Below are 19828 nucleotides of genomic sequence, written 5' to 3'. Positions count from 1 at the left end.
GCGCGCCCTTCCAGGAGGTTCCGATGTCCCGCCTGCTCCGCCGGTCCGGTGCGCCCGATGTCTCCGAGGAGACGCGCGTACGGGCGGAAATCGTCGGCGACGTGCTGCGGGACGTGCCCGCGGTGTGCGAGGTCGCGGCCGCGCACATCGACGACGTCATCGGGCAGACCGGCACCGCCGCGGAGTCGATCGTCGGCCAGATGATCAAGGTCGACGGCCTGGCCGACGGCCTGATCGACGACGTAGCGCGGCTGGCCGGCACGCTCGAGCGCACGGAATCGGAGCTGGGCCAGGCCACCTCGTCGAACGACCAGCTCGTGGAGCGGCTCGTGCGGTACTTCCTGTACCGCGACGAGCAGATCCGCGAGCTGGTCGACGAGATGCGCGGCCTCAAGCGGCACGTCAGCCAGATCGAGGAGGTCAGCAAGGCCACCAACATCCTGGCGCTCAACGCGATGATCGAGGCGATGCGGGCCGGTGACGCCGGCGAGGGCTTCGCAGTCGTCGCCGACGAGGTCCGCAAACTCGCCGATCGCTCGGCCAAGGCCGCGCAGGGCATCGGCAGCAGCATCGCCGATCTGACGAACCGGCTCGACAAGGTGCTCTCCGACGACTCCTCGTTCGGCCAGGAGGCCGGCGAGGCCGGCCTGGGCACCGCGGACACCGCCATGACCCGCCGGCTCACCGAGATCGCCAACGCCCAGCGCGAGATGTCGCAGATGGTGGGCGGGGTCCTGCACGACACGATGGAGGCCCTGCGCCAGGTCGAGCAGAGCTCGGCCGCGCTCACTGCCGAGACCACCGGGGCGGTCGGGCACGTCCAGTTCCAGGACATCACCCGCCAGATGCTCGAGCACGTGGCGGAGACGATCGGGCAGGTAAGGCAGGGGGCCGAGGACGTGATCGCCTACACCGGCGGCACCGTGCCCGAGGCGACCCTGCGGGAACGTGCGGTCTCCGTCGACAACCTGCGGGACAAGCACGTGATGTCACGCCAGCGCGTGACCCACAGCGAACATGCCGGCGCCAAGGCCGCGGCGGTCGACGACGGCCCCGTCATCGAACTCTTCTGACTCCGAATCAGGCCTGACGCTCGGCCCGGGATCCTGGCGCCGCCGCCGTCCCGGCCGGGCTTTCTCCGGGGCGCCGGGTCAGCACCCGGGGGCCGGCGGGGGTGACGGCGATCGTGTGCTCGGAGTGGGCCGTGCGGGAGCCGTCGGCCGAGCGGATCGTCCAGCCGTCCTCGTCGTAGCGGATCTTGTCGGTGGTCTTGCACAGCCAGGGCTCGATGGCCAGGGTGAGGCCGGGGTCGAGGCGCATGCCGCGGCGGGCCCGGCCGTCGTTGGAGACGTGCGGGGCCTCGTGCATCGTGCGGCCGATGCCGTGACCGCCGAACTCGTGGTTGACGCCGTAGCCGTACGAGTGGGCGACCTGGCCGATGGCGGCCGAGATGTCGCCGATCCGGCCGCCGGGCTTGGCCGCGGCGATGCCGGCCTCCAGCGCGACCTGGGTCGCCTCGATCAGCTTGAGGTCCTCGGGGTCGGGCGTGCCGACGACGAACGAGTACGCCGAGTCGGCGTTCCAGCCGTTGATGCCGAGCGCCATGTCGATGCTGAGCAGGTCGCCGTCGCGCAGCACGTAGTCGTGGGGCAGACCGTGCAGCACCGCGTCGTTGACCGACAGGCAGAGCACGTTGCGGAACGGGCCGCGGCCGAACGAGGGGGCGTAGTCCCAGTAGCAGGAGTCGGCGCCGCGTTTCTTGATCCGGCGGCGGGCGTGGTGCTCGATGTCCATCAGGTTGACGCCGACGGCCGCGACCCCGCTCAGCTCCTCGATCAGCTCGCCGACGAACTGGCCGGCCACCGCCATCCGGTCGATCTCCTCGGCCGACTTCAGCTCGATCACGACTGCCTCCTCGAATTTCTATACCGGTATTTTTATACCACGGGGGTCGGCGGGCGGTATGGTGCAGGCATGGTTCGCCAGCCGCTCACCGCCGAGCAGATCGCCGCCGGCCGCCGCCTCGGGGTCGCCCTGCGGGCCGCCCGCGCCGGTCGCAGCATCGTCGAGGTGGCCCTGGCGGCCGGCATCTCGCCCGAGACGCTGCGCAAGATCGAGGCGGGCCGGATGCCCGCCCCTGCGTTCGGCACCGTGGTCTGTCTGAGCCAGGCCCTCGACGTGCCCCTGGCCGACCTGGCCGACGCCTGGCTGGCCGACATGCCGGCCCGCCAAGCTTCCTGAGCGCCGACGCGTCGGCCCGCCAGACTTCCTGAGCACCTGCTCGAAACGCCTTCGGCCCGCCCGAGCAGGGCCTACCGTGAACACGAGTTTGTATCGGCTGTGTGAACGCGTGTGAACTCTTCCGGCGCTGGTCATCGGCTGTTCGGACGAGCCTTCGAGCGAATGGTTGCGGCTTGGCTGTGAACAACAGTCGGCCTCTTGTTCACTCTCACGTTATCCGGTAGAACTCCGTTCACGGCCCTTTTGGGGGTCGCCAGCCGTTCGGCTCTAGGAGGACCACCATGGCTCCGCCAAACATTTCTCGTCGCGGCCTGCTCCAGCTCGGTGGCAGCGTGGCGCTTCTGATGACGACCGGCGCGTGCGCCGCCGGCAGCAAGGACAACCCGGACGCGAACGCCTCGGCCGGCCCCGCCGCCAGCACCCTGCGGATCGCCGTCTCGAGCTACCTGTCGAGCTGGGACCAGGACTTCGTCGGCTTCGACCTGACCGCGCTCATGCTGTTCAAGAACGTGTACCCCTACATGATCGATTACGGGGTGACGAGCGCCGGGGACAGCCAGATCCTCGACACCGCGAACATCGCGCCGACGTTCGCCGAGTCGTTCGAGCCCGACAGCACCCAGAAGATCTGGACGCTCAAGCTGCGCCAGGGCGTCAAGTTCGCCAGCGGCAACGAGATGAAGGCGGCCGACGTCAAGTGGTCCAAGGACCGCGCGTTCGCGGCCCAGGCCAACGTGGCCGGCATCTACCGCACGATCGGCCTGACCAAGCCCGAGCAGGTCATCGTCAAGGACGACTACACGGTCGAGTTCCACCAGGAGTTCCCGAGCGCCCTGACCAAGCAGATCCAGGCCATCTCGCTCTACGTCTTCGACTCGGTCGAGGCCAAGAAGCACGCCACCGACGCCGACCCGTGGGCCAAGGAGTGGTTCGCCAAGAACGCCCCGACCGGCGGCTACTTCAACGTCACCAAGGCCACCCAGGGCCAGGAGATCGAGCTCAGCGCCAACAAGGACTACCCCGGCACGGACGGCGCCAAGACCCCGACGATCCGGCTCTCGGTCGTGCCGGCCGCGGCCAACCAGCGCCTGCAGCTGCAGGCCGGCGACATCGACATCGCGCTCGGCATCACCGGTCAGGACCTGCAGGACCTGAAGAAGGTCGAGGGCGTCAAGGTGCTCTCGGCGGCCAGCAACAACCAGGTCGCGATCCAGATGTCGGTCACCACCGCGCCGTTCGACGACGTCAACGTGCGCAAGGCGCTGGCGTACGCGGTGCCGTACGAGCAGATCATCAAGAACGTGTACGGCGGGGACGCGCGGCCCACCAAGAGCCTCGTCCCGCTGGACATGCCGGGCTACGCCGAGACCGGCTACCCCTTCACGTACGACATCGAGAAGGCCAAGCAGGCCCTCGCGGCGTCGGGCAAGACCGCCATCAACTCGGAGCTGGTCTTCGCGGCCGACAGCGACGAGCAGCAGAAGATCGCCGTGCAGGTGCAGGCCGAGGCGGCCAAGGCGGGCATCACGCTCAAGCTGACCCCGCTCGACCCGGCCACGCTGGGCGAGCGGCGCACCCAGAAGAGCATCCCGCTGCAGATCACCACGGGTCAGCTCTGGGTCAACGACGTCGAATACATGCTGGCCACCAGCTTCGTGAAGGGCGCCGCGCTCAACTACTCGAACTACACCAACCCGGAGCTCGAGCAGATCTACACCAAGTCGCACACCACCGTGGACGACGCGGCCCGCCAGCAGCTCTGGGCCCAGGTGCAGACCATCCTCGCGGCCGACGTGCCGTGGGTCATCATCTGCCAGCCCAACTTCAACCTTCCCGTACGGGAGAAGGTGGCGGGCTGGGTGCAACCGATGGACGGCCTGGCCCGTCTCCGGTACCTGAGCGCATCGGCCTGATCCTGTGCGAATTCTGCGTTTCGTCGGTCGCCGGCTGCTCCAGCTGATCCCGGTTCTGCTCGGGGTGGTCGTGCTGACCTTCTTGCTGGTGAGAGTCCTGCCCGGTGACCCGATCCGCAGCATCCTCGGGCCCAACGCGACCGAGGCCGATGCGGAGGCCGCGCGCGTCCGCTTCGGTCTCGACCAGCCGATCTGGAAACAGTTCCTCGACTATCTCGGCGGGCTGGTCACCGGCGACTTCGGCACCTCGATCCAGAGTGGCGCGTCGGTGACCGGCGAGATGGCGCTGCGGCTCGGCCCCACCCTGGAGCTGGTGGTCATCGCGGTCACGATCGCCGTACTGCTGGCCATCTGGCTCGGCATCTGGTCGGCGCGCCGGGCCGACCGGTTCGGCGACCACTCCGTACGGATCTTCGCGCTGTTCGGCAACTCGATCCCCGAGTTCTGGCTGGGCCTGGTGCTGATCCTGGTCGGCTACGCCGCGCTGGGCTGGTTCCCGGCGCCGAGCGGCCGCGTCGACCCGGACACCGACCTGACCCCGCTGACCGGGGCCGACCTGATCGACGCGCTGCTCACCGGCAACGGGCCGGCCATCGGCTCGGCCGCCGCGCACCTGGTCCTGCCGGTGCTGACCCTGGTCATCGGCGTCCTGGCGCCACTGCTGCGCAGCGTACGGGCATCGGCTTTGGAAGTTCTGCGGAGCGAGGCGTACGCCGCCGCGGCCGCGCACGGCCTGCCCGAGAGGACGCTGCTGCGCGGCTATCTGCGGCGGGCCACCCTGGTGCGGCTGCCGTCGCTGGCCGCGCTGGTCTTCGGCACCGCGCTCGGCTCCACCGTGCTGGTCGAATACGTCTTCTCGTGGCAGGGCTTCGGCCAGTGGGCGCTGCGCGGGCTGCTCTACCGCGACTACCCGGTCGTGCAGGCGTCCGTGCTGATCATCGCGTTCGCCTATGTCCTGGTCTTCCTCATCGCCGACGTCGTGCACGCCTGGCTCGACCCGAGAGTGAAAATCTGATGGCCGCGATCGAGATGACCCCCGTGGTCTCCGTCAACCGCGACGGCCGCTTCGCCAAGGCCCTCATCTACATCGGCGGCGGCATCCTGGTGGTGGCCGCGCTGGCCGCCCTGCTGGCGCCGCTCCTGACGAAGTGGGGCCCGACCGAGATCGACCCGTCCGGCACCCTGGCCGCGCCGGGCGGCGAGCACCTGCTCGGCACCGACGGCAACGGCATGGACGTGTGGAGCCGGGTGCTGCACGCGGCCCGCCTCGACCTCGGCATCGCCGTGCTCGCGGTGGCCCTGGCCGTGGTCGTCGGCACGATCCTCGGCCTGCTCGCCGGCTATCTGGGCGGCTGGGTCGACGACGTGCTGATGCGGATCGTCGACATCTTCCAGGCGTTCCCCACGTTCATCCTGGCCCTGGCGGTCAGCGCGCTGCTCGGCGGCGGCTTCGTCAACCTCGTCATCACGATCGCCGCGGTCAACGCACCCGCGTACGCCCGGCTGGTGCGGGCCGAGGTGCGCACGCTGCGCGAGATGCAATACATCGACGCGGCCAAGACCTCGGGGGCGTCCACGATCGGGATCATGTGGCGGCACCTGCTGCCCAACAGCCTCACGCCCGTACGGGTGATCGCGCCCCTCAACTGCGGCTGGGCCATGCTCACGCTGGCCGGCCTGTCCTTCCTCGGCCTGGGCGTCACGGTGCCCACCGCCGAGTGGGGCTCGATGATCAGCCTCGGCACGTCGGACGTCGTGGCCGGCCGCTGGTGGACCTCGGTGCCGCCCGGCCTGGCCCTGCTCGTCTGCGTCCTCGGCTTCAGCCTGCTGGGCGAGGGCCTGCAGGAACGCGCGGACGCGAGGAGGCGGTGACCGTGCCCTCCGAAACGAGCACTCGCGAACAGGCGGTGACCATGCTCGACATCCAGGACCTCTCGGTCGTGATCCACCGGCCCGGGCGGCAGGTCGCGGCGCTCAGCAACGTCAGCTTCTCGGTCGCTCCCGGCGAGGTCGTCGGGCTGGTGGGGGAGAGCGGCGGCGGCAAGAGCATGGTCGCGCGGGCAATCGTCGGCATGCTGCCGTCGGGCTCGCACGCCACCGGCCGGGTCGGCTTCGACGGCGCCGACGTGCTCCGCATGGACGCGGCCGACCTGGCCGCGCACCGGGGACGCGGAGCCGCCATCTGCTTCCAGAACCCCCGAGGAGCGCTCAGCCCCACCCGTACGGTGGGCCGGCAGCTGATCGACCGGCTGGTGACGCACCAGGAGATGACCGGGGAGCGCGCCCGGGAGACCGCCAAGGAACTGTTCGAGTCGGTCGGCATCCGCAACCCCGCGCGGCGGCTGGAGGCCTACCCGCACGAGCTCTCGGGCGGCATGGCCCAACGCGTGATGATCTCGCTCGCCACGGGTTGCGCCCCCGGCCTGCTGATCGCCGACGAGCCCACCACCGGCCTCGACGTCACCCTGACCCGCGAGATCCTCCGCCAGTTCCGCCACGCCGCCGACACCGACGGCCGCGGCGTCCTGCTGATCTCGCACGACCTGGCCTCGATCGCCGAGGTCTGCGACCGCGTCGTGGTTCTCTACGCCGGCACGGTCGTGGAGACGGGCCCGGCGGCCAAGGTGCTGCGCGAGCCCGCGCACCCCTACACGCGGGCCCTGCTGCGCTCGGTCCCGGATGTCGGCGGCGGCCGCGTGGTCGCCACGGCCGGCGGCATGCCGCTGATGACCGCGGCCCCGCACGACTGCCCGTTCGCCCCGCGCTGTGCCCACGCGGGCGACGACTGCCGTTCGACGCGGCCGGAGACGACGGCGCTGGAGCCGGGCTGGTCGCTGGCGTGCTTCCACCCGCAGCAGGCGCCGCTGGCCGAGGCCACGAGCGGCGAGCCGACGAAGGCCGACACGCGGATCGGCGACGTCGTGCTGAAGATCGAGGACGCGCACGTCGTCTATCGCAGCCGGTTCGGGTCGGGCGGGCATCACGCCCTGCGTGGGGTGAGTCTCGAGCTCAAGACCGGGGAGACGCTCGGGGTCGTGGGGGAGAGTGGCTGCGGCAAAAGCACCCTGGCCAAGCTGATCATGGGGCTTGTCGAGCCGTCCGAGGGCAGTGTCGAGGTGGCCGGCAAGAGCGTCAAGAAGCAGAGCCGGGCCGAGCGGACCCGGGCGCAGATGGTGTTCCAGGATCCGATCGGGAGCTTGAGCCCGCGGCGGACCGTGGGGGACTCCATCGCGGAGCCGTTGCGGGCGGCCAAGGTGTCCACGGCCGAGCGGGCCAAGAAGACCGAAGCCGCACTCGCGCGGATGGAGCTTGACGGCTCGATCCTGACCCGGCTGCCGCACGAGTTGTCGGGCGGGCAGGCGCAGCGGATCGGGATCGCGCGGGCGCTTGTCGGGCAGCCCGATCTGATCGTGTTCGACGAGCCGACCAGCGCCCTCGACGTCACCGTGCAGGCGCAGATCCTCGACGTCATCGCCGACGTCGCCGCGGATGCCGGGCACGGGTCCGTGTTCATCTCGCACGACCTGGCCACCGTGCGCGGCTTCGCCGACCGGGTCGTCGTGCTCTACCTCGGCCGGGTCGTCGAGGAGGGCCCGGTCGACGAGGTCTTCGACCGCCCCAAGCATCCCTACACCCGAGCCCTGCTCGGCAGTGCGCCTCGCCTCGGCGAGACTCGCACCGCGGCCGTCCAGCTCGTCAAGGACCTGGACGAGGCCGACGCCGCCACCGGCTGTGCCCTCGCCGCCCGCTGCCCCTTCGTGACCGACACCTGCCGGTCGCAGGAGCAGACCCTCCAGTCGTACGGCGAAAGCCGGGCCGCCTGCTGGCGCGTGCCCGAGCTGCCCGCCCTGATCGAAAAGAGCTGAGCATGAGCATCCGGCTGGCCGTCGACATCGGCGGCACCTTCGTCGACGCGATGGAGCTCGACACCCGTACGGGCAAGGTCCGCTTCCGCAAGGCCTCGACCACGCCCGCCCACCCGGCCGAGGGTGTGCTCAACGCGATCGCCGCGCTCGGCACCGACCTGAGCCAGGTGGAGCTGTTCATCCACGGCACCACGCTCGGCCTCAACGCCGTGCTGGAGCGGCGCGGCGGCAACACCGGCATCATCACCAACGAGGGCTTCCGTGACATCTTCCTGATCGGCCGGGGCAACGTGCCGGCCGAGCACATGTACGACTTCCGCTACCAGCGCCCGGAGAGCCTGGTGCAGCGCCGGTTCACCGCGGGCGTGAAGGGCCGGCTCGACTACAAGGGTAACGTCGTCGACGAGCTCGACCCCGAGTCCGTCCGGGCCGCGGCCCGCGAGCTGATCGAGAACCAGGGCGTCACGTCGATCGCGATCACGTTCCTGCACTCGTTCCTCGACCCGGCGCACGAGCGGGAGGCGGCCCGGATCATCCGCGAGGCCCACCCCGATGTGAGCCTGTCGCTGTCGACCGACATCGTGCGCGAGTACCGCGAGTACGAGCGGACCAGCACCACCGTGCTCGAGGCGTACATCCGGCCGATCTTCGAGCGCTATGTCGACGAGCTGGAGAAGGGCCTGGCCGACCAGGGCTTCGCGGGGCGGTTCCTGATCATGCGGTCGGGCGGCGGCTCGATGACCGGCGCGGTGGCCAAGACGTCGCCCACGCACACCGTGCTCAGCGGCCCGGCCGGCGGCATCGTGGGCGCGGCCTACCTGGCGAACGAGCTGGGCCGCGACAACCTGCTGACGTTCGACATCGGCGGCACCTCGCTCGACGCCTGCGTGATCGAGAAGGGCAGCGCCGTCGCTGCCTACGAGGCCCAGCTCGAGCACTTCCCGCTGTTGATTCCCACGTACGACATCCGGACGATCGGCGCGGGCGGCGGCTCGATCGCCTGGCTCGATCGCGGCCTGCTCAAGGTGGGCCCGCAGAGCGCCGGCGCCGCGCCCGGCCCGGTCTGCTACGGCCGTGGCGGCACCCAGCCGACGGTCACCGACGCCGCCGTGGTGCTCGGTTTCATGGACCCGGAGCGGTTCCTGGCCGGCACGATGGGCCTGGCCGACGAGGCCGCTCGCGACGCCATCTGCGAGCAGCTGGCCGAGCCGCTGGGCCTGTCCGTGCCCGACGCCGCGGCCGGCATCTTCGACGTGCTGCTGGCCAAGACGGTCGGCGCGGTCCGCCAGATCACCGTCGAGCGCGGCCACGACCCGCGGGTGTTCTCGCTGCTGGCCTTTGGTGGCGCCGGTCCGTTGCTGGCCCCGCTGCTGGCCCGCGAGATGGGCATCGGCGAGGTCCTCGTGCCCTTCGCGCCGTCCGGCTTCTCGGCCTGGGGCATGCTGAGCGCCGACATCGTCAACGACTTCTCCCGTACGGTCATGACGACGCTCGACGGCGCCGACCTGGCCGAGCTCGAGCCGCTGTTCAAGGAGACCGAGGCCGAGGCCATCGCCTCACTGAACGCGCAGGGGGTTCCGGCCGGCGAGGGCGTGCTCGAGCGCCAGTTCGAGCTGCGCTATCTGGGTCAGGAGCACAGCCTGATGGTGACTGTCGGCTCCACGCTGGACGCCGAGGCGGTCCGCACGGCGTTCGACGAGGTGCACCACGCCCGTTACGGGCACACGATGACCAACCCGCTGCAGATCCTCAATTTGCGCGTACGCGGGATCGGCCGCACCTCACGCCCCGAGTTGCCCACGATCGAGGCCGGCGGCGAGGCCACACCCCGTACGCATCGGGAAGCCTTTGACTTCGGCACCCGGAAGATCGTGCCGTTCGCCGTCTATGACCGCGCGGAGCTCAAGGCGGGCAACACGTTCGCCGGCCCGGCGCTGGTCGACGAGGGCACGTCCACGACGGTCGTGCCGAGCGGTCAGCACGTGACCGTGGACGAGCACGGCTACCTGCACGTCACCCTGGCGGAGGTTGCGAAGTGACCACACTGGACGGTGCTCGCGTCGAGGTCGTGCGCAGCTATCTGCTGTCGGCGGCCGAGGAGATGCGGGCCACCCTGATCCGTACGTCGTTCAACCCGGTCATCTACGAGGTGCACGACTTCGGTCTCTCCCTGTACGACGCGCAGCTGCGGCCGGTCGCCGAGGCCACCGGGCTCACCGCGTTCCTCGGGGCCAACGACTACTCGCTGCGCAAGGGCGTCGAATACGTCGGGGTCGAGAACCTGCACCCGGGCGACGTCGTGCTGCTTAACTACCCGTACTGGAACGCCGCGCATGCCTCGGACGCCACCCTCTTCGCGCCGGTGTTCGACGGCGAGACGCTGATCGGCTACCTGTGCATCCGGGCGCACTGGATGGACCTCGGGGCCAAGGATCCGGGCTACGTGCTCGACTCCACCGACATGCACCAAGAGGGCCTCATTTTCCCGGGTACGAAGGTCGTCTCCCGCGGCGAGCCGGTGCACGACATCCACGAGCTGCTGCGATTCAACTCCCGCATGCCCGACGCGATCCTGGGCGACCTGCACGCGCAGATCTCGGCCATCCGTACGGGCGAGCGCCGGCTGCTGGAGATCTACGCCAAGTTCGGCCACGAGACCGTGGCGGCCGCGATCGACCAGATCATCGCCGACGGTGAAGCCCGTACGAGGGCCGCTCTGGCCGCCCTGCCGCAGGGCACGTGGAGCGCCGAGGACTACCTCGACGACGACGGCATCAGCGACGAGCTGGTCAAGATGCGGGTCACCGTCACGATCGCCGACGGCACGTTCCTCGTCGACTTCGCGGGCTCATCCCCGGCCGTACGGGGTCCGATCAACATGCCGTTCGGGGCCACCGAGGCCATCTGCAAGGTGATCCTCAAGTCGCTGACCTCGCCCCACGAGCCCTCCAACGCGGGCACGGTGGCGCCGCTGGAGGTGCGGGCCGAGCCGGGCACGCTGTTCCACGCCGTCTATCCGCAGCCCACGTTCACGCTGTGGACCGGCATCGTGGCGTTCGAGCTGATCCTCAAGGCCCTGGCCCAGGGCATGCCCGAGCTGTTGCCGGCCAGCAGCGGCGGCGACGTGCCCGGCTTCATGATGGTCGGCGTGCACCCCGACACCGGGGCCATGTTCGCGGTCAGCAACAACGACCTGGTCGGCTGGGGCGGCACGGCCGAGCACGACGGCACCGACGCGGCCACCCACGTCTCCGGCAGCACCGGCCGCGGCACGCCGATCGAGGTCATGGAGGCCCGCACCGGCATGTTCATGGAGCGGGTCGAGATCCGTACGGACTCGGGCGGGGCCGGCAAGTTCCGTGGGGGCAGCGGCCTGCGGCGGGACATCAAGTTCGTCACGCCGGGCGAGTTCCTCATGGTCATCAAGAAGACCAAGACCCAGCCGTGGGCGCTCGCCGGCGGGCAGCGACCCGACCCCAACCAGATCGTCGCGTTCCCCGGCACCGACCGCGAGGAACGGATCAGCACCAAACGCCTGACCGTGGCCCCGGGCGACCGGGTCACGCTGCTCACCGCGGGCGGCGGCGGTCACGGGCGGCCGGCCGATCGAGACCCTGATTCCGTACGCCGGGACGTGGCCGAGGGGTACGTGTCGGCGGCCGCCGCCCGGGAGATCTACGGGGTGGGGCTCGATGACTGACGGGGCCACTGTCGAGGTCATCCGCAACCACCTCGTGTCGGCGGCCGAGGAGATGCGGGCGGCGCTGGTGCGTACGGCGTTCAACCCGGTCATCTACGAGGTGCACGACTTCGGGATCTCGATCTACGACCGGTCGCTGCGGCTGGTCGCCGAGTCGACGGGGTTGTCGCGGTTCCTCGGGGCCAACGACTATTCGATCCGCAAGGGGGTCGAATACGTGGGCGATCTCGCCGAGGGCGACGTCGTGCTGCTCAACTATCCCTACTGGAACGCGGCCCATTCGTACGACGCGACGATGTTCGCGCCCGTGTTCTCGCAGGGCGAGCTGGTGGCGTACCTGTGCATCCGGGCCCACTGGATGGACCTGGGGGCCAAGGACCCCGGGTACGTGCTCGACTCCACGGACATGCACCAGGAGGGCCTGATATTTCCGGGCACCAAGGTGTATTCGGGCGGTTCGCTGGTGCACGACATCATCGAGCTGATCCGCTTCAACTCCCGCATGCCCGACCTGGTGCTGGGTGACTTCAACGCCCAGATCGCGGCCTTGCGTACGGGGGAGCGGCGGGTGGCCGAGCTCTTTGATCGCTACGGTTTTGACACGGTCACGGAAGTTGTCGACCGTTTCGTGGCCGCGGCTGAGGAAAGCGCCCAGGAGGCGGTGGCCCGGCTGCCGCAGGGCACCTGGACGGCCGAGGACTGGCTGGACGACGACGGCGTGACCGAGGACCCGATCCTCATGCGCTGCACGGTGACCATCCAGGACGGCACGTTCACTGTCGACTTCGCGGGCTCCTCGGCGGCCGTGCCCGGCCCGGTCAACCTGCCGATCGGCTCGACCATCGCCACCTGCCGGGTCGCGTTCAAGGCCATCACCACGCCCGACGAGCAGACCAACGCCGGCCACTTCGCCCCGCTGCGAGTGTCGGCTGAGCCGGGGACGCTGTTCCACGCGGTCTACCCGGCTGCCACGTTCACCCAGTGGACCGGCACGGTCGCGCTCGAGCTCATCTACAAGGCGCTGGCCCAGGGGATGCCTTCCCGGTTGCCGGCCAGCACGGGTGGCGACGTGCCCGGGTTCATGATGGTCGGCGTCCACCCCGACACCGGCTCGATGTTCGCGGTCAGCAACAACGACCCGGTCGGCTGGGGCGGCGCACCCGACCACGACGGCATCGGCCCGGCCAACCACCTGTGCCAGACCCAGGCCCGCAACACCCCGGTCGAGGTGCTCGAGGCCAAGACCGGCATGTTCTTCGAGCGCGTCGAGATCCGTACGGACTCGGGCGGGGCCGGCAAGTTCCGCGGGGGCTGCGGGCTGCGCCGCGACATCAAGTTCGTCACCGACGGCGAGTTCCTGTCGGTCATCAAGAAGACCAAGAGCGCGCCGTGGGCGCTCGACGGCGGCCGGCAACCCGAGCCGAACCAGGTCGTCGTCTTCCCCGGAACCGATCGCGAGAAGCGAGTCAGCACCAAACGCACCCCCGTCCGGGTCGGCGACCGGATCACGTTGCTCACTGCCGGTGGCGGCGGGCACGGCGAGCCGAGCCTGCGCGACCCGGCGGCGGTGCGGCAGGACGTTCAGGAGGGGTACGTCTCGGACGAGGCGGCCCGGAAGGTGTACGGGGTGATCGCGTGAATCAGCTTCTCGGCAACTGCACCGTGGTGGACGCGCGGGCGCTACCGATCAAGGACGCCGGCCTCTGGGTCACCGGGGATCGGATCGCGGCCGTGGGCCCGTACGGGGAAGTCGCCGCTCAGGCCCGGGCGGCCGGACCGGTCGCCGAGCGGGACATGGACGGCGCGTTCGTGACACCCGGACTGACCAACATGCACACTCACTTCTCGCTGTCGCTGCCCGGCCAGGGCGGCAACAGCGTCAAGGACATGGGCCCGCACGACCTGGCCCTCTACATGGCCGACGGCGCCCGGCGCACGCTCGACTGCGGCGTCACCACCGTGCGCAACGTGGCCGAGAAGGACCACGCCGACTTCGCGCTGCGCCGGGCCATCAACGCCGGCCGGGCGGTAGGCCCGCGCATGTACACGGCGGGGCGCGCGCTGGTCTGCACCGGTGGGCACGGGCACGAGAGCGGCGACACCATGGAGTGCGACGGGCCGGTCGGGTTCCGGCACGGGGTGCGCAGCCAGCTCAAGGCCGGGGCCGACCTGATCAAGGTGATGATCTCGGGCGGGCTGGCCGGCGAGCACGAGGCCATCTCGACGCCGCAGCTGTTCGCCGACGAGATGGCCGCCGTGATCGAGACCGCGCACGCCTGGGGCCGCAAGGTCACCGCGCACGCGGGCCCGGCCGAGGTGATCGGGGCCGCGGTCGAGCTCGGCCTGGACTGCGTCGAGCACGGCTACCAGCTGACCCCGCAGGTGGCCGAGCTGATGGCGGCCAAGGGCACCGCGCTGGTGCCGACGCTGCTGGTCACCCGGTGCAAGGAGTTCTTCGACGAGCTCGGGGTGCCGGAGTGGATGCAGTGCCGCTCGCTGGGCGCCGGCCCGCGGCACATCGAGAGCTTCCAGATGGCCCTGAACGCCGGGGTGGAGATTCTGCTCGGCAGCGACATGCCGCCGTTCTGGTCGTTCGAGGGCACCAACGCCACCGTACGGGAGCTGGAGAACCTGGCCGAGCACCTCGGGCCGGAGCGGGCGCTGCACGCCGGCACCCGCGGGCCGATCCGCTGGCTGGGTCTCGAGGACGACCTCGGCACGATCGAGCAGGGCAAGTACGCAGATGTGATCGCCATGGACGCCGACCCCCTCGACGACACCTCGGCCTTCCGGGGCGTGCGGTTCGTGATGAAGGGCGGCGTCGTCAGCCGGGAGGACCAGCGATGAGCTTCGCCGAGATCGGGGCCGCGGCCATCGCGGCCGGCATCGACGACATGTACGCGTCGTTCCTCAAGGGCGACCGGCAGGGCTTCGACGCCCACCTGCACGACGACGTCACCACGTGGGAGACGCACCTGCCGGGGCCGCTGCGCACCCGCAGCGAGCTCGACTCGTACCGGGACACCCGGGACTCGGCGGGGAAGCGGCCGGTGCTCGACGTCATGGCGGCCACCGAGAAGCGGATCGACGTCTGGGGCGACACCGGGGTGGCCCGCTACGTGCTGGTGACGCGGGACGCCGCGAGTGGCGAGGAGCAGCACACTCGGGTGACCGACGTGCTGCGCTGCCTCGACGGGGAATGGCGGATCGTGCACCACCACGCGGAGCTGGTCCGGCCGTGATCCGGCGGCTGATCGCCACGTCGACCGGGGAGCCGCAGGACGTGCTGCGGGTGGCCACGGTGGACGACGACCCGCTGCCGGGGGCGGGGCAGGTGCAGGTGGCGGTGCATGCGGTCGGGCTGAACTTCCTGGACGTGTCGCTGTGCCGGGGCGAGTATCCGGTGCGGCCGGAGCCGCCGATGACTCCGGGGGTGGAGGCTTCGGGGCGGGTGCTGGATGCGGGACCGGGGGCCGAGCATCTGATCGGGGAGCATGTGGTGGTGTGTCCGGCGTTGCCGCACGGGGCGCTGGGCGAGACCGTCACCATCGACGCATCGCTCGTGGTCGTGCGGCCGCCCGACGTGGATCCGATCACGGCGGCCGCGTTGCCGGTGACCTATCAGACGGCCTGGTTCGCCTTGACCCGTGCGCGTCTGCAACCTGGTGAGACCGTGCTGGTGCACGCCGGGGCCGGCGGAGTCGGTACTGCCACTATTCAGTTGGCGGTGGCTCGGGGTGCGCGGGTGATCGCGACGGCGGGTTCCGGTGACAAGTTGGATAAATGCCGCGAGTTCGGCGCTGTCGAAGCCGTGCTCTACGACGATTTCGAGGACGCCGCTCGGGACGTCGATGTCGTCGTCGATCCGGTTGGCGGCGACTTGCTTTCGCGGTCGCTGGACTGCCTGGCCTTCGAGGGGCGGCTGGTCAGCGTGGGCATGGCCGCCGGACCGCCGCCGCCCGTGGATCCGGCCCGGCTGATCGCCCGCAACGCCGACCTGATCGGGGTCTCCTGGGGATCTCGTTATCCGTGGGCCCGGCCGGTGGAGGTGCGGGCCGCCTATGACGAGCTGTTCCGCCGGTGCGCCGCCGGGGAGCTGCGGCCACCGATCACGCGGGTCGTGTCTCTGTCGGAAGCGCCGGCCGCCCTGGCGGATCTCGCTGCCCGGCGTACCACCGGCAAGATCATCGTGCGTGTCAACGAGGAGGCGTCATGAGCGAGATGGACATTTACGACCTGCGGGTCAGCGTCGACCGGATCGAGGGCCGGTCGGTCTGCGGCATGAACGTGGGCGACCACTTCGACCTGACCAACAGCGCGCACCTGACCATCCCCGAGGGCAAACACTTCTGCGTGTACGCCCTGGCCTCCGTGCTGCCGTTCCTCGCGGCCAAGCAGCGCGACCTCGCATCCGGCGACTGGCTGGCCCAGGACTCGCACTTCATCTGCCCCGACCCCGAGGAACGGCTGGTCATGAAGGTCGAGCGCACCTGCAAGCGCACGATGAACTCGGAGGACCTGACCTGATGCGTACGGAAATCGGTCTGGGCCTGCAAAGCGACAAACCCGCGGGCGCGTACGCCCGGCTCGCGCGCTCGGCCGAGGCCGCCGGCTTCGACGTCCTCACCGTGTTCGGCGACCTGATGTACCAGCCGCCGATCTTTCCACTGCTGGAGATGGCCGGGGCGACCACTCGCGTACGGCTGGGGCCGGCCTGCCTGAACCCGTATTCGATGGCGCCCTACGAGATCGCCGGGCAGATCGCCGCCCTTGATCTCGCGTCGCACGGGCGGGCCTATCTGGGGCTGGCCCGCGGCACGTGGCTCGGGGCGGTGGGTCTCGAACAGCCCCGGCCGCTGACCGCGCTCGCGGAGACGGCCGAGGTCGTGGCTCGTCTGCTGCGCGGCGATCGCGCTGAATACGTCGGGCGGATTCATCGGTTGGCGGCGGACACCGTGCTCCGGTACGAGCGGCAGCGCCCCTCGGTGCCGCTGCTGATCGGCGCGTGGGGTGCTCAGGGCGCCGCGCTGGCCGGCCGCATCGCCGACGAGATCAAGGTCGGGGGCAGCGCCAACCCCGACATGGTCCCGGTGATCCGAGAACGGCTGCAGTCCGACCGTGATGTCGGGATCGTGCTGGGCGCGGTCACCGTGGTCGACACCGACGGCGAGGCGGCGCGGGCCAAGGCCCGTACGGAAGTGGCGATGTATCTGGCCGTGGTGGCCGACCTCGACCCGACCGTGACGCTGCCCTCCGGTTTGGTCGAGGAGGTCGCCCGGCTCGTCGACGGCGGCCACGACGAGGCCGCGGGCAAGCTGATCCCGGACGATGTGCTCGACCGGTTCGCCTTCTCGGGCACGCCCGCGCAGGTTGCCGCCCAGGCCCAGAAGCTGATCGACGCCGGCGTGCGGCGAGTCGAGTTCGGCACCCCGCACGGCCTGACCGATGATCGCGGCGTCGACCTGCTCGGCTCGGAAGTCCTGCCCCTGCTGAACCGATGACAACGCCACCCATGCCCGCCCCCGCTCGTGCCCGCCCCGCCGTGCCCGCTCCGCTCGTGCCCGCCCCCGCCCGTGCCCGCCCCGCCGTGCCCGCTTCGCTCGTGCCCGCCCGCGTCATCCAGCCCAGCCGGGACACAGGAACGACATGACCGTCGCTTAGCACATCCGGCCACAGCGTAAGAGTTATCCACAGTCGGCACTTGTCCACAGGCCGTCCGGCAAGATCGGCCAGATTTCGTCAGAATTACTGGCGTGGCGGTGGCCCCCCTGGGAGGGCGGGTCCCTGTCCAGCACCAGTAACGCCCATGATCGTCTTGTGAGGAGTCCGATGGACGTCCTGCTGGTGCTCGGCCCTGATCTGGTGGCCGACCGTGAGCTGCTGACCAAGCTGGCCGGCGACACGGCCTGGGATCTGGACGCGGGCCTCCAGGTGGTCGACGCCGCGACCGCCGCCGAGCTGGCCGCGCACGACGGGCCGGCCGTGGTCGTGCCGGCCGATCCGGCGCTGATGGCGGCCGCGCCCGCGAACACGGTCTTCTACGACCTGACCGTGGCCCACCCGGCGTCGCCGCAGCACCTGCACGGCCGGGGCGTGTGGGGTCTGGCCTGGGCGATCAAGCACGCCGTGCACCGGCTCCGGCACCCGGCCGAGCGCATCGCCTACGGCGGCCACGCCGAGCAGTGGGCCGACGAACGCCTGCCGACGCGACCCGATCCCGCGCAGACAACGCAAAACCCGGCCGGGGTGGCAGCCGCTGCGCTGCCGACCGGGCCGGTATCCACTGATCTCCCGACCGGCGCCGCAGACGCCCCCTCCGTGGCGCCGGTCGGGATCCTCATCCACGGCGGCTTCTGGCGGTCGAACTGGGCCGCCGACCTCATGGACGCGCTGGCCATCGACCTGACCGCCCGCGGCTGGGTCAGCTGGAACCTCGAATACCGCCGCCCCGACCGCAACGGCTGGGCCGCCACCACGCAAGACCTGGCAGCAGGGCTCGCGAAAGCCCGCGAACGCCACCCGGGCGCCCCCATCGTGCTGTTCGGCCACTCCGCGGGCGGTCAGCTCGCGCTGCGCCTGGCCGCCGACGACCCGGACATCACGCTCGCCGTCTCGCTGGCCGGGGTGCTCGACCTGCATGAGGGTCAGCGCCGCTTCCTCGGCGAGGGCGCGATCACCACCGCGCTCGGCGGCGGCCCGGCCGAGGTGCCCGACGTCTACGCGGCCAGCGACCCGATGACCCGGCTGCCGTTGGCCTCGCCCGCGCTGCTCGTGCAGGGCAGCGGCGACAGCCTCGACCTGATCGACATCAACCGCCGGTTCGCCGCGGCTTCCAAGATCACGCTGCTGGAGCTGCCGGGCGACCACTTCGACGTGATCGCCCCGGGCTCGCCGATCTGGGCCGCCACGATGGAGGCCGTTGTTTCACGTACGTGAACAAGCGGTGGGTCAGAAGAGGCGCGGGGTGACCACCGAGACGACGGTGGTCACCTCGTCGGTGTCGTTGTACATGCTGTGCGGGACCGACGAGCGCAGATGCACGCTGTCACCCGGGTGCAGCCGGTGCTCGACCCCGTCGACCTCGTAGAGCAGCTCGCCCGAGATCACGTACGCGAACTCCTCGCCGGCGTGCCCGTACGCGACTTCCCGCCGCCCGCCCGGCGCGATGTGCACCACCATCGGCTCGAGCACCAGCCCGGCCCCGCGATCCGACAGCATGCGATAGGTCTGCTGGCCCGACACGTATTGCACAGCGGCGTTCTCGCCCCGGGTCAGCGTGAAATGCCGCGGCATCGGCACCACCACGGGGTCGGGGGCGCCGGGCGCGGCCGGGGCGTCGAAGAAGTCGGCCACCGAATGCCCGAGCGCGCTCGCCACGCTGCCCAGCGCGGTCAGCCCGATCGACGAGATGCCCCGCTCGACCTGCGACAGGAACCCGATCGACAGGCCCGCCCGGGCGGCCAGGCTGCGCAGGGTCAGGCCACGCTGCTTGCGGAACTCGCGGATGCGCGGACCGACCTGCACGGCCGAGGTGTCTTCGAGCGGTTCGGTCACGCGTTCGATGGTACTAAAAACGGGGTGGCGGCGCGATGGGCTGCCAATCCAGCGGGGTCGCCAGAATCATGGTGCTGGACGGCGTGCCGTAGTTGCCGAGCCGGTCGGTGACCTCGGCGAACGCCTCCATCGAAACGGCCGCCACTTTGAGCACGCAGCAGGTGTCACCGGTGACCCGGTTGATCTCCAGCACCTCGGGCCACAGGGCCACCTTGTCGTCGCGCAGCACACACGTCGGGCCGTAGCACGACATGCGGATCAGCCCGAGCACCGTACGGCCGGCCTTGGCCAGGTCGACGTGGGCGTGATAGCCGCGGATCACCCCGGTCTCCTCGAGCCGCCGCACCCGTTCGGCCACCGCCGGCGGCGACAGGTGCACCCGCCGGGAGAGCTCGCTGTAGGACAGGCGCGCGTCCTCCTGCAGCTCGCGCAGCAGGGCCCAGTCCATCGCGTCCAACCCCGCCACCTTCCGTTCGTTAACCGCCCCGGCAAATCTAGCCGTCGATCAACCGTTCTCGGAGGTCAGCGCCGTTAAATCGGCATTCCGGTGAGGG

Annotated in this window: 18 protein-coding genes; 15 read left to right on the top strand and 3 right to left on the bottom strand. The window is 70.5% G+C overall.

Annotated elements, in window-relative coordinates:
• Positions 1-23: 23 nt before the first annotated feature.
• Positions 24-1073 carry a methyl-accepting chemotaxis protein gene (locus JKJ07_RS01010; protein ID WP_202989229.1) on the top strand — a complete coding sequence of 350 codons (1050 nt, stop codon included), beginning with the start codon at positions 24-26 and terminating at the stop codon, positions 1071-1073.
• A gap of 7 nt (positions 1074-1080) precedes the next feature.
• Here JKJ07_RS01010 and map read toward each other — a convergent pair whose 3' ends face one another.
• The gene (map, locus tag JKJ07_RS01005) at positions 1081-1905 is read right to left on the bottom strand and encodes a type I methionyl aminopeptidase (RefSeq protein WP_202989228.1); all 825 of its coding nucleotides are present in this window, start codon (positions 1903-1905) and stop codon (positions 1081-1083) included.
• A 69-nt stretch (positions 1906-1974) separates the two neighbouring features.
• On the opposite strand from map, the gene JKJ07_RS01000 reads away from it, so the two are divergent.
• The 14 genes from JKJ07_RS01000 to JKJ07_RS00935 all read left to right on the top strand — a co-directional run bounded on the left by JKJ07_RS01000 (position 1975) and on the right by JKJ07_RS00935 (position 18656).
• Positions 1975-2241, top strand: coding sequence for a helix-turn-helix domain-containing protein (locus JKJ07_RS01000; protein ID WP_202989227.1), 267 nt, complete (start codon positions 1975-1977; stop codon positions 2239-2241).
• A gap of 281 nt (positions 2242-2522) precedes the next feature.
• Positions 2523-4154, top strand: a complete 1632-nt coding sequence (locus tag JKJ07_RS00995) for an ABC transporter substrate-binding protein (protein WP_202989226.1) — start codon at positions 2523-2525, stop codon at positions 4152-4154.
• Between the two features lie 4 nt (positions 4155-4158).
• Complete coding sequence (locus JKJ07_RS00990) at positions 4159-5169, top strand: ABC transporter permease (RefSeq protein WP_202989225.1); 1011 nt, start codon at positions 4159-4161, stop codon at positions 5167-5169.
• Positions 5169-6026, top strand: coding sequence for an ABC transporter permease (locus tag JKJ07_RS00985; RefSeq protein ID WP_202989224.1), 858 nt, complete (start codon positions 5169-5171; stop codon positions 6024-6026). The genes JKJ07_RS00990 and JKJ07_RS00985 overlap by 1 nt, the downstream gene beginning before the upstream one ends.
• 2 nt (positions 6027-6028) lie before the next feature.
• Positions 6029-8020: a dipeptide ABC transporter ATP-binding protein gene (locus JKJ07_RS00980; RefSeq protein WP_307834080.1), complete on the top strand. Its 1992-nt coding sequence runs from the start codon at positions 6029-6031 to the stop codon at positions 8018-8020.
• A 2-nt stretch (positions 8021-8022) separates the two neighbouring features.
• Positions 8023-10059, top strand: a complete 2037-nt coding sequence (locus JKJ07_RS00975; protein ID WP_202989223.1) for a hydantoinase/oxoprolinase family protein — start codon at positions 8023-8025, stop codon at positions 10057-10059.
• The gene (locus tag JKJ07_RS00970; protein ID WP_202989222.1) at positions 10056-11720 is read left to right on the top strand and encodes a hydantoinase B/oxoprolinase family protein; all 1665 of its coding nucleotides are present in this window, start codon (positions 10056-10058) and stop codon (positions 11718-11720) included. The genes JKJ07_RS00975 and JKJ07_RS00970 overlap by 4 nt, the downstream gene beginning before the upstream one ends.
• Positions 11713-13359 (top strand): hydantoinase B/oxoprolinase family protein, encoded by a 1647-nt coding sequence (locus tag JKJ07_RS00965; RefSeq protein ID WP_202989221.1) that lies wholly within the window; start codon positions 11713-11715, stop codon positions 13357-13359. Before JKJ07_RS00970 ends, JKJ07_RS00965 begins: the two co-directional genes overlap by 8 nt.
• Positions 13356-14567, top strand: coding sequence for an amidohydrolase family protein (locus JKJ07_RS00960; protein ID WP_202989220.1), 1212 nt, complete (start codon positions 13356-13358; stop codon positions 14565-14567). The genes JKJ07_RS00965 and JKJ07_RS00960 overlap by 4 nt, the downstream gene beginning before the upstream one ends.
• Positions 14564-14962 (top strand): nuclear transport factor 2 family protein, encoded by a 399-nt coding sequence (locus tag JKJ07_RS00955; protein WP_202989219.1) that lies wholly within the window; start codon positions 14564-14566, stop codon positions 14960-14962. The genes JKJ07_RS00960 and JKJ07_RS00955 overlap by 4 nt, the downstream gene beginning before the upstream one ends.
• A 59-nt stretch (positions 14963-15021) precedes the next feature.
• Complete coding sequence (locus tag JKJ07_RS00950) at positions 15022-15936, top strand: zinc-binding dehydrogenase (protein WP_307834079.1); 915 nt, start codon at positions 15022-15024, stop codon at positions 15934-15936.
• The gene (locus JKJ07_RS00945) at positions 15933-16247 is read left to right on the top strand and encodes a TIGR04076 family protein (protein ID WP_202989217.1); all 315 of its coding nucleotides are present in this window, start codon (positions 15933-15935) and stop codon (positions 16245-16247) included. The genes JKJ07_RS00950 and JKJ07_RS00945 overlap by 4 nt, the downstream gene beginning before the upstream one ends.
• Positions 16247-17221 carry an LLM class flavin-dependent oxidoreductase gene (locus tag JKJ07_RS00940; RefSeq protein ID WP_202989216.1) on the top strand — a complete coding sequence of 325 codons (975 nt, stop codon included), beginning with the start codon at positions 16247-16249 and terminating at the stop codon, positions 17219-17221. The genes JKJ07_RS00945 and JKJ07_RS00940 overlap by 1 nt, the downstream gene beginning before the upstream one ends.
• A gap of 328 nt (positions 17222-17549) precedes the next feature.
• Positions 17550-18656 carry an alpha/beta hydrolase family protein gene (locus tag JKJ07_RS00935; RefSeq protein ID WP_202989215.1) on the top strand — a complete coding sequence of 369 codons (1107 nt, stop codon included), beginning with the start codon at positions 17550-17552 and terminating at the stop codon, positions 18654-18656.
• A gap of 12 nt (positions 18657-18668) precedes the next feature.
• Here JKJ07_RS00935 and JKJ07_RS51525 read toward each other — a convergent pair whose 3' ends face one another.
• A complete protein-coding gene (locus JKJ07_RS51525; RefSeq protein ID WP_307834078.1) occupies positions 18669-19274 on the bottom strand; it encodes a helix-turn-helix domain-containing protein in 606 nt (201 codons plus the stop codon).
• A gap of 13 nt (positions 19275-19287) precedes the next feature.
• Positions 19288-19731 (bottom strand): Lrp/AsnC family transcriptional regulator, encoded by a 444-nt coding sequence (locus JKJ07_RS00925; protein WP_202989214.1) that lies wholly within the window; start codon positions 19729-19731, stop codon positions 19288-19290.
• Positions 19732-19828 lie beyond the last annotated feature (97 nt).

The organism is Paractinoplanes lichenicola, assembly GCF_016785085.1.
Classification (GTDB): Bacteria; Actinomycetota; Actinomycetes; order Mycobacteriales; family Micromonosporaceae; genus Actinoplanes; species Actinoplanes lichenicola.
This window is presented reverse-complemented; position numbering and strand designations above follow the sequence as displayed.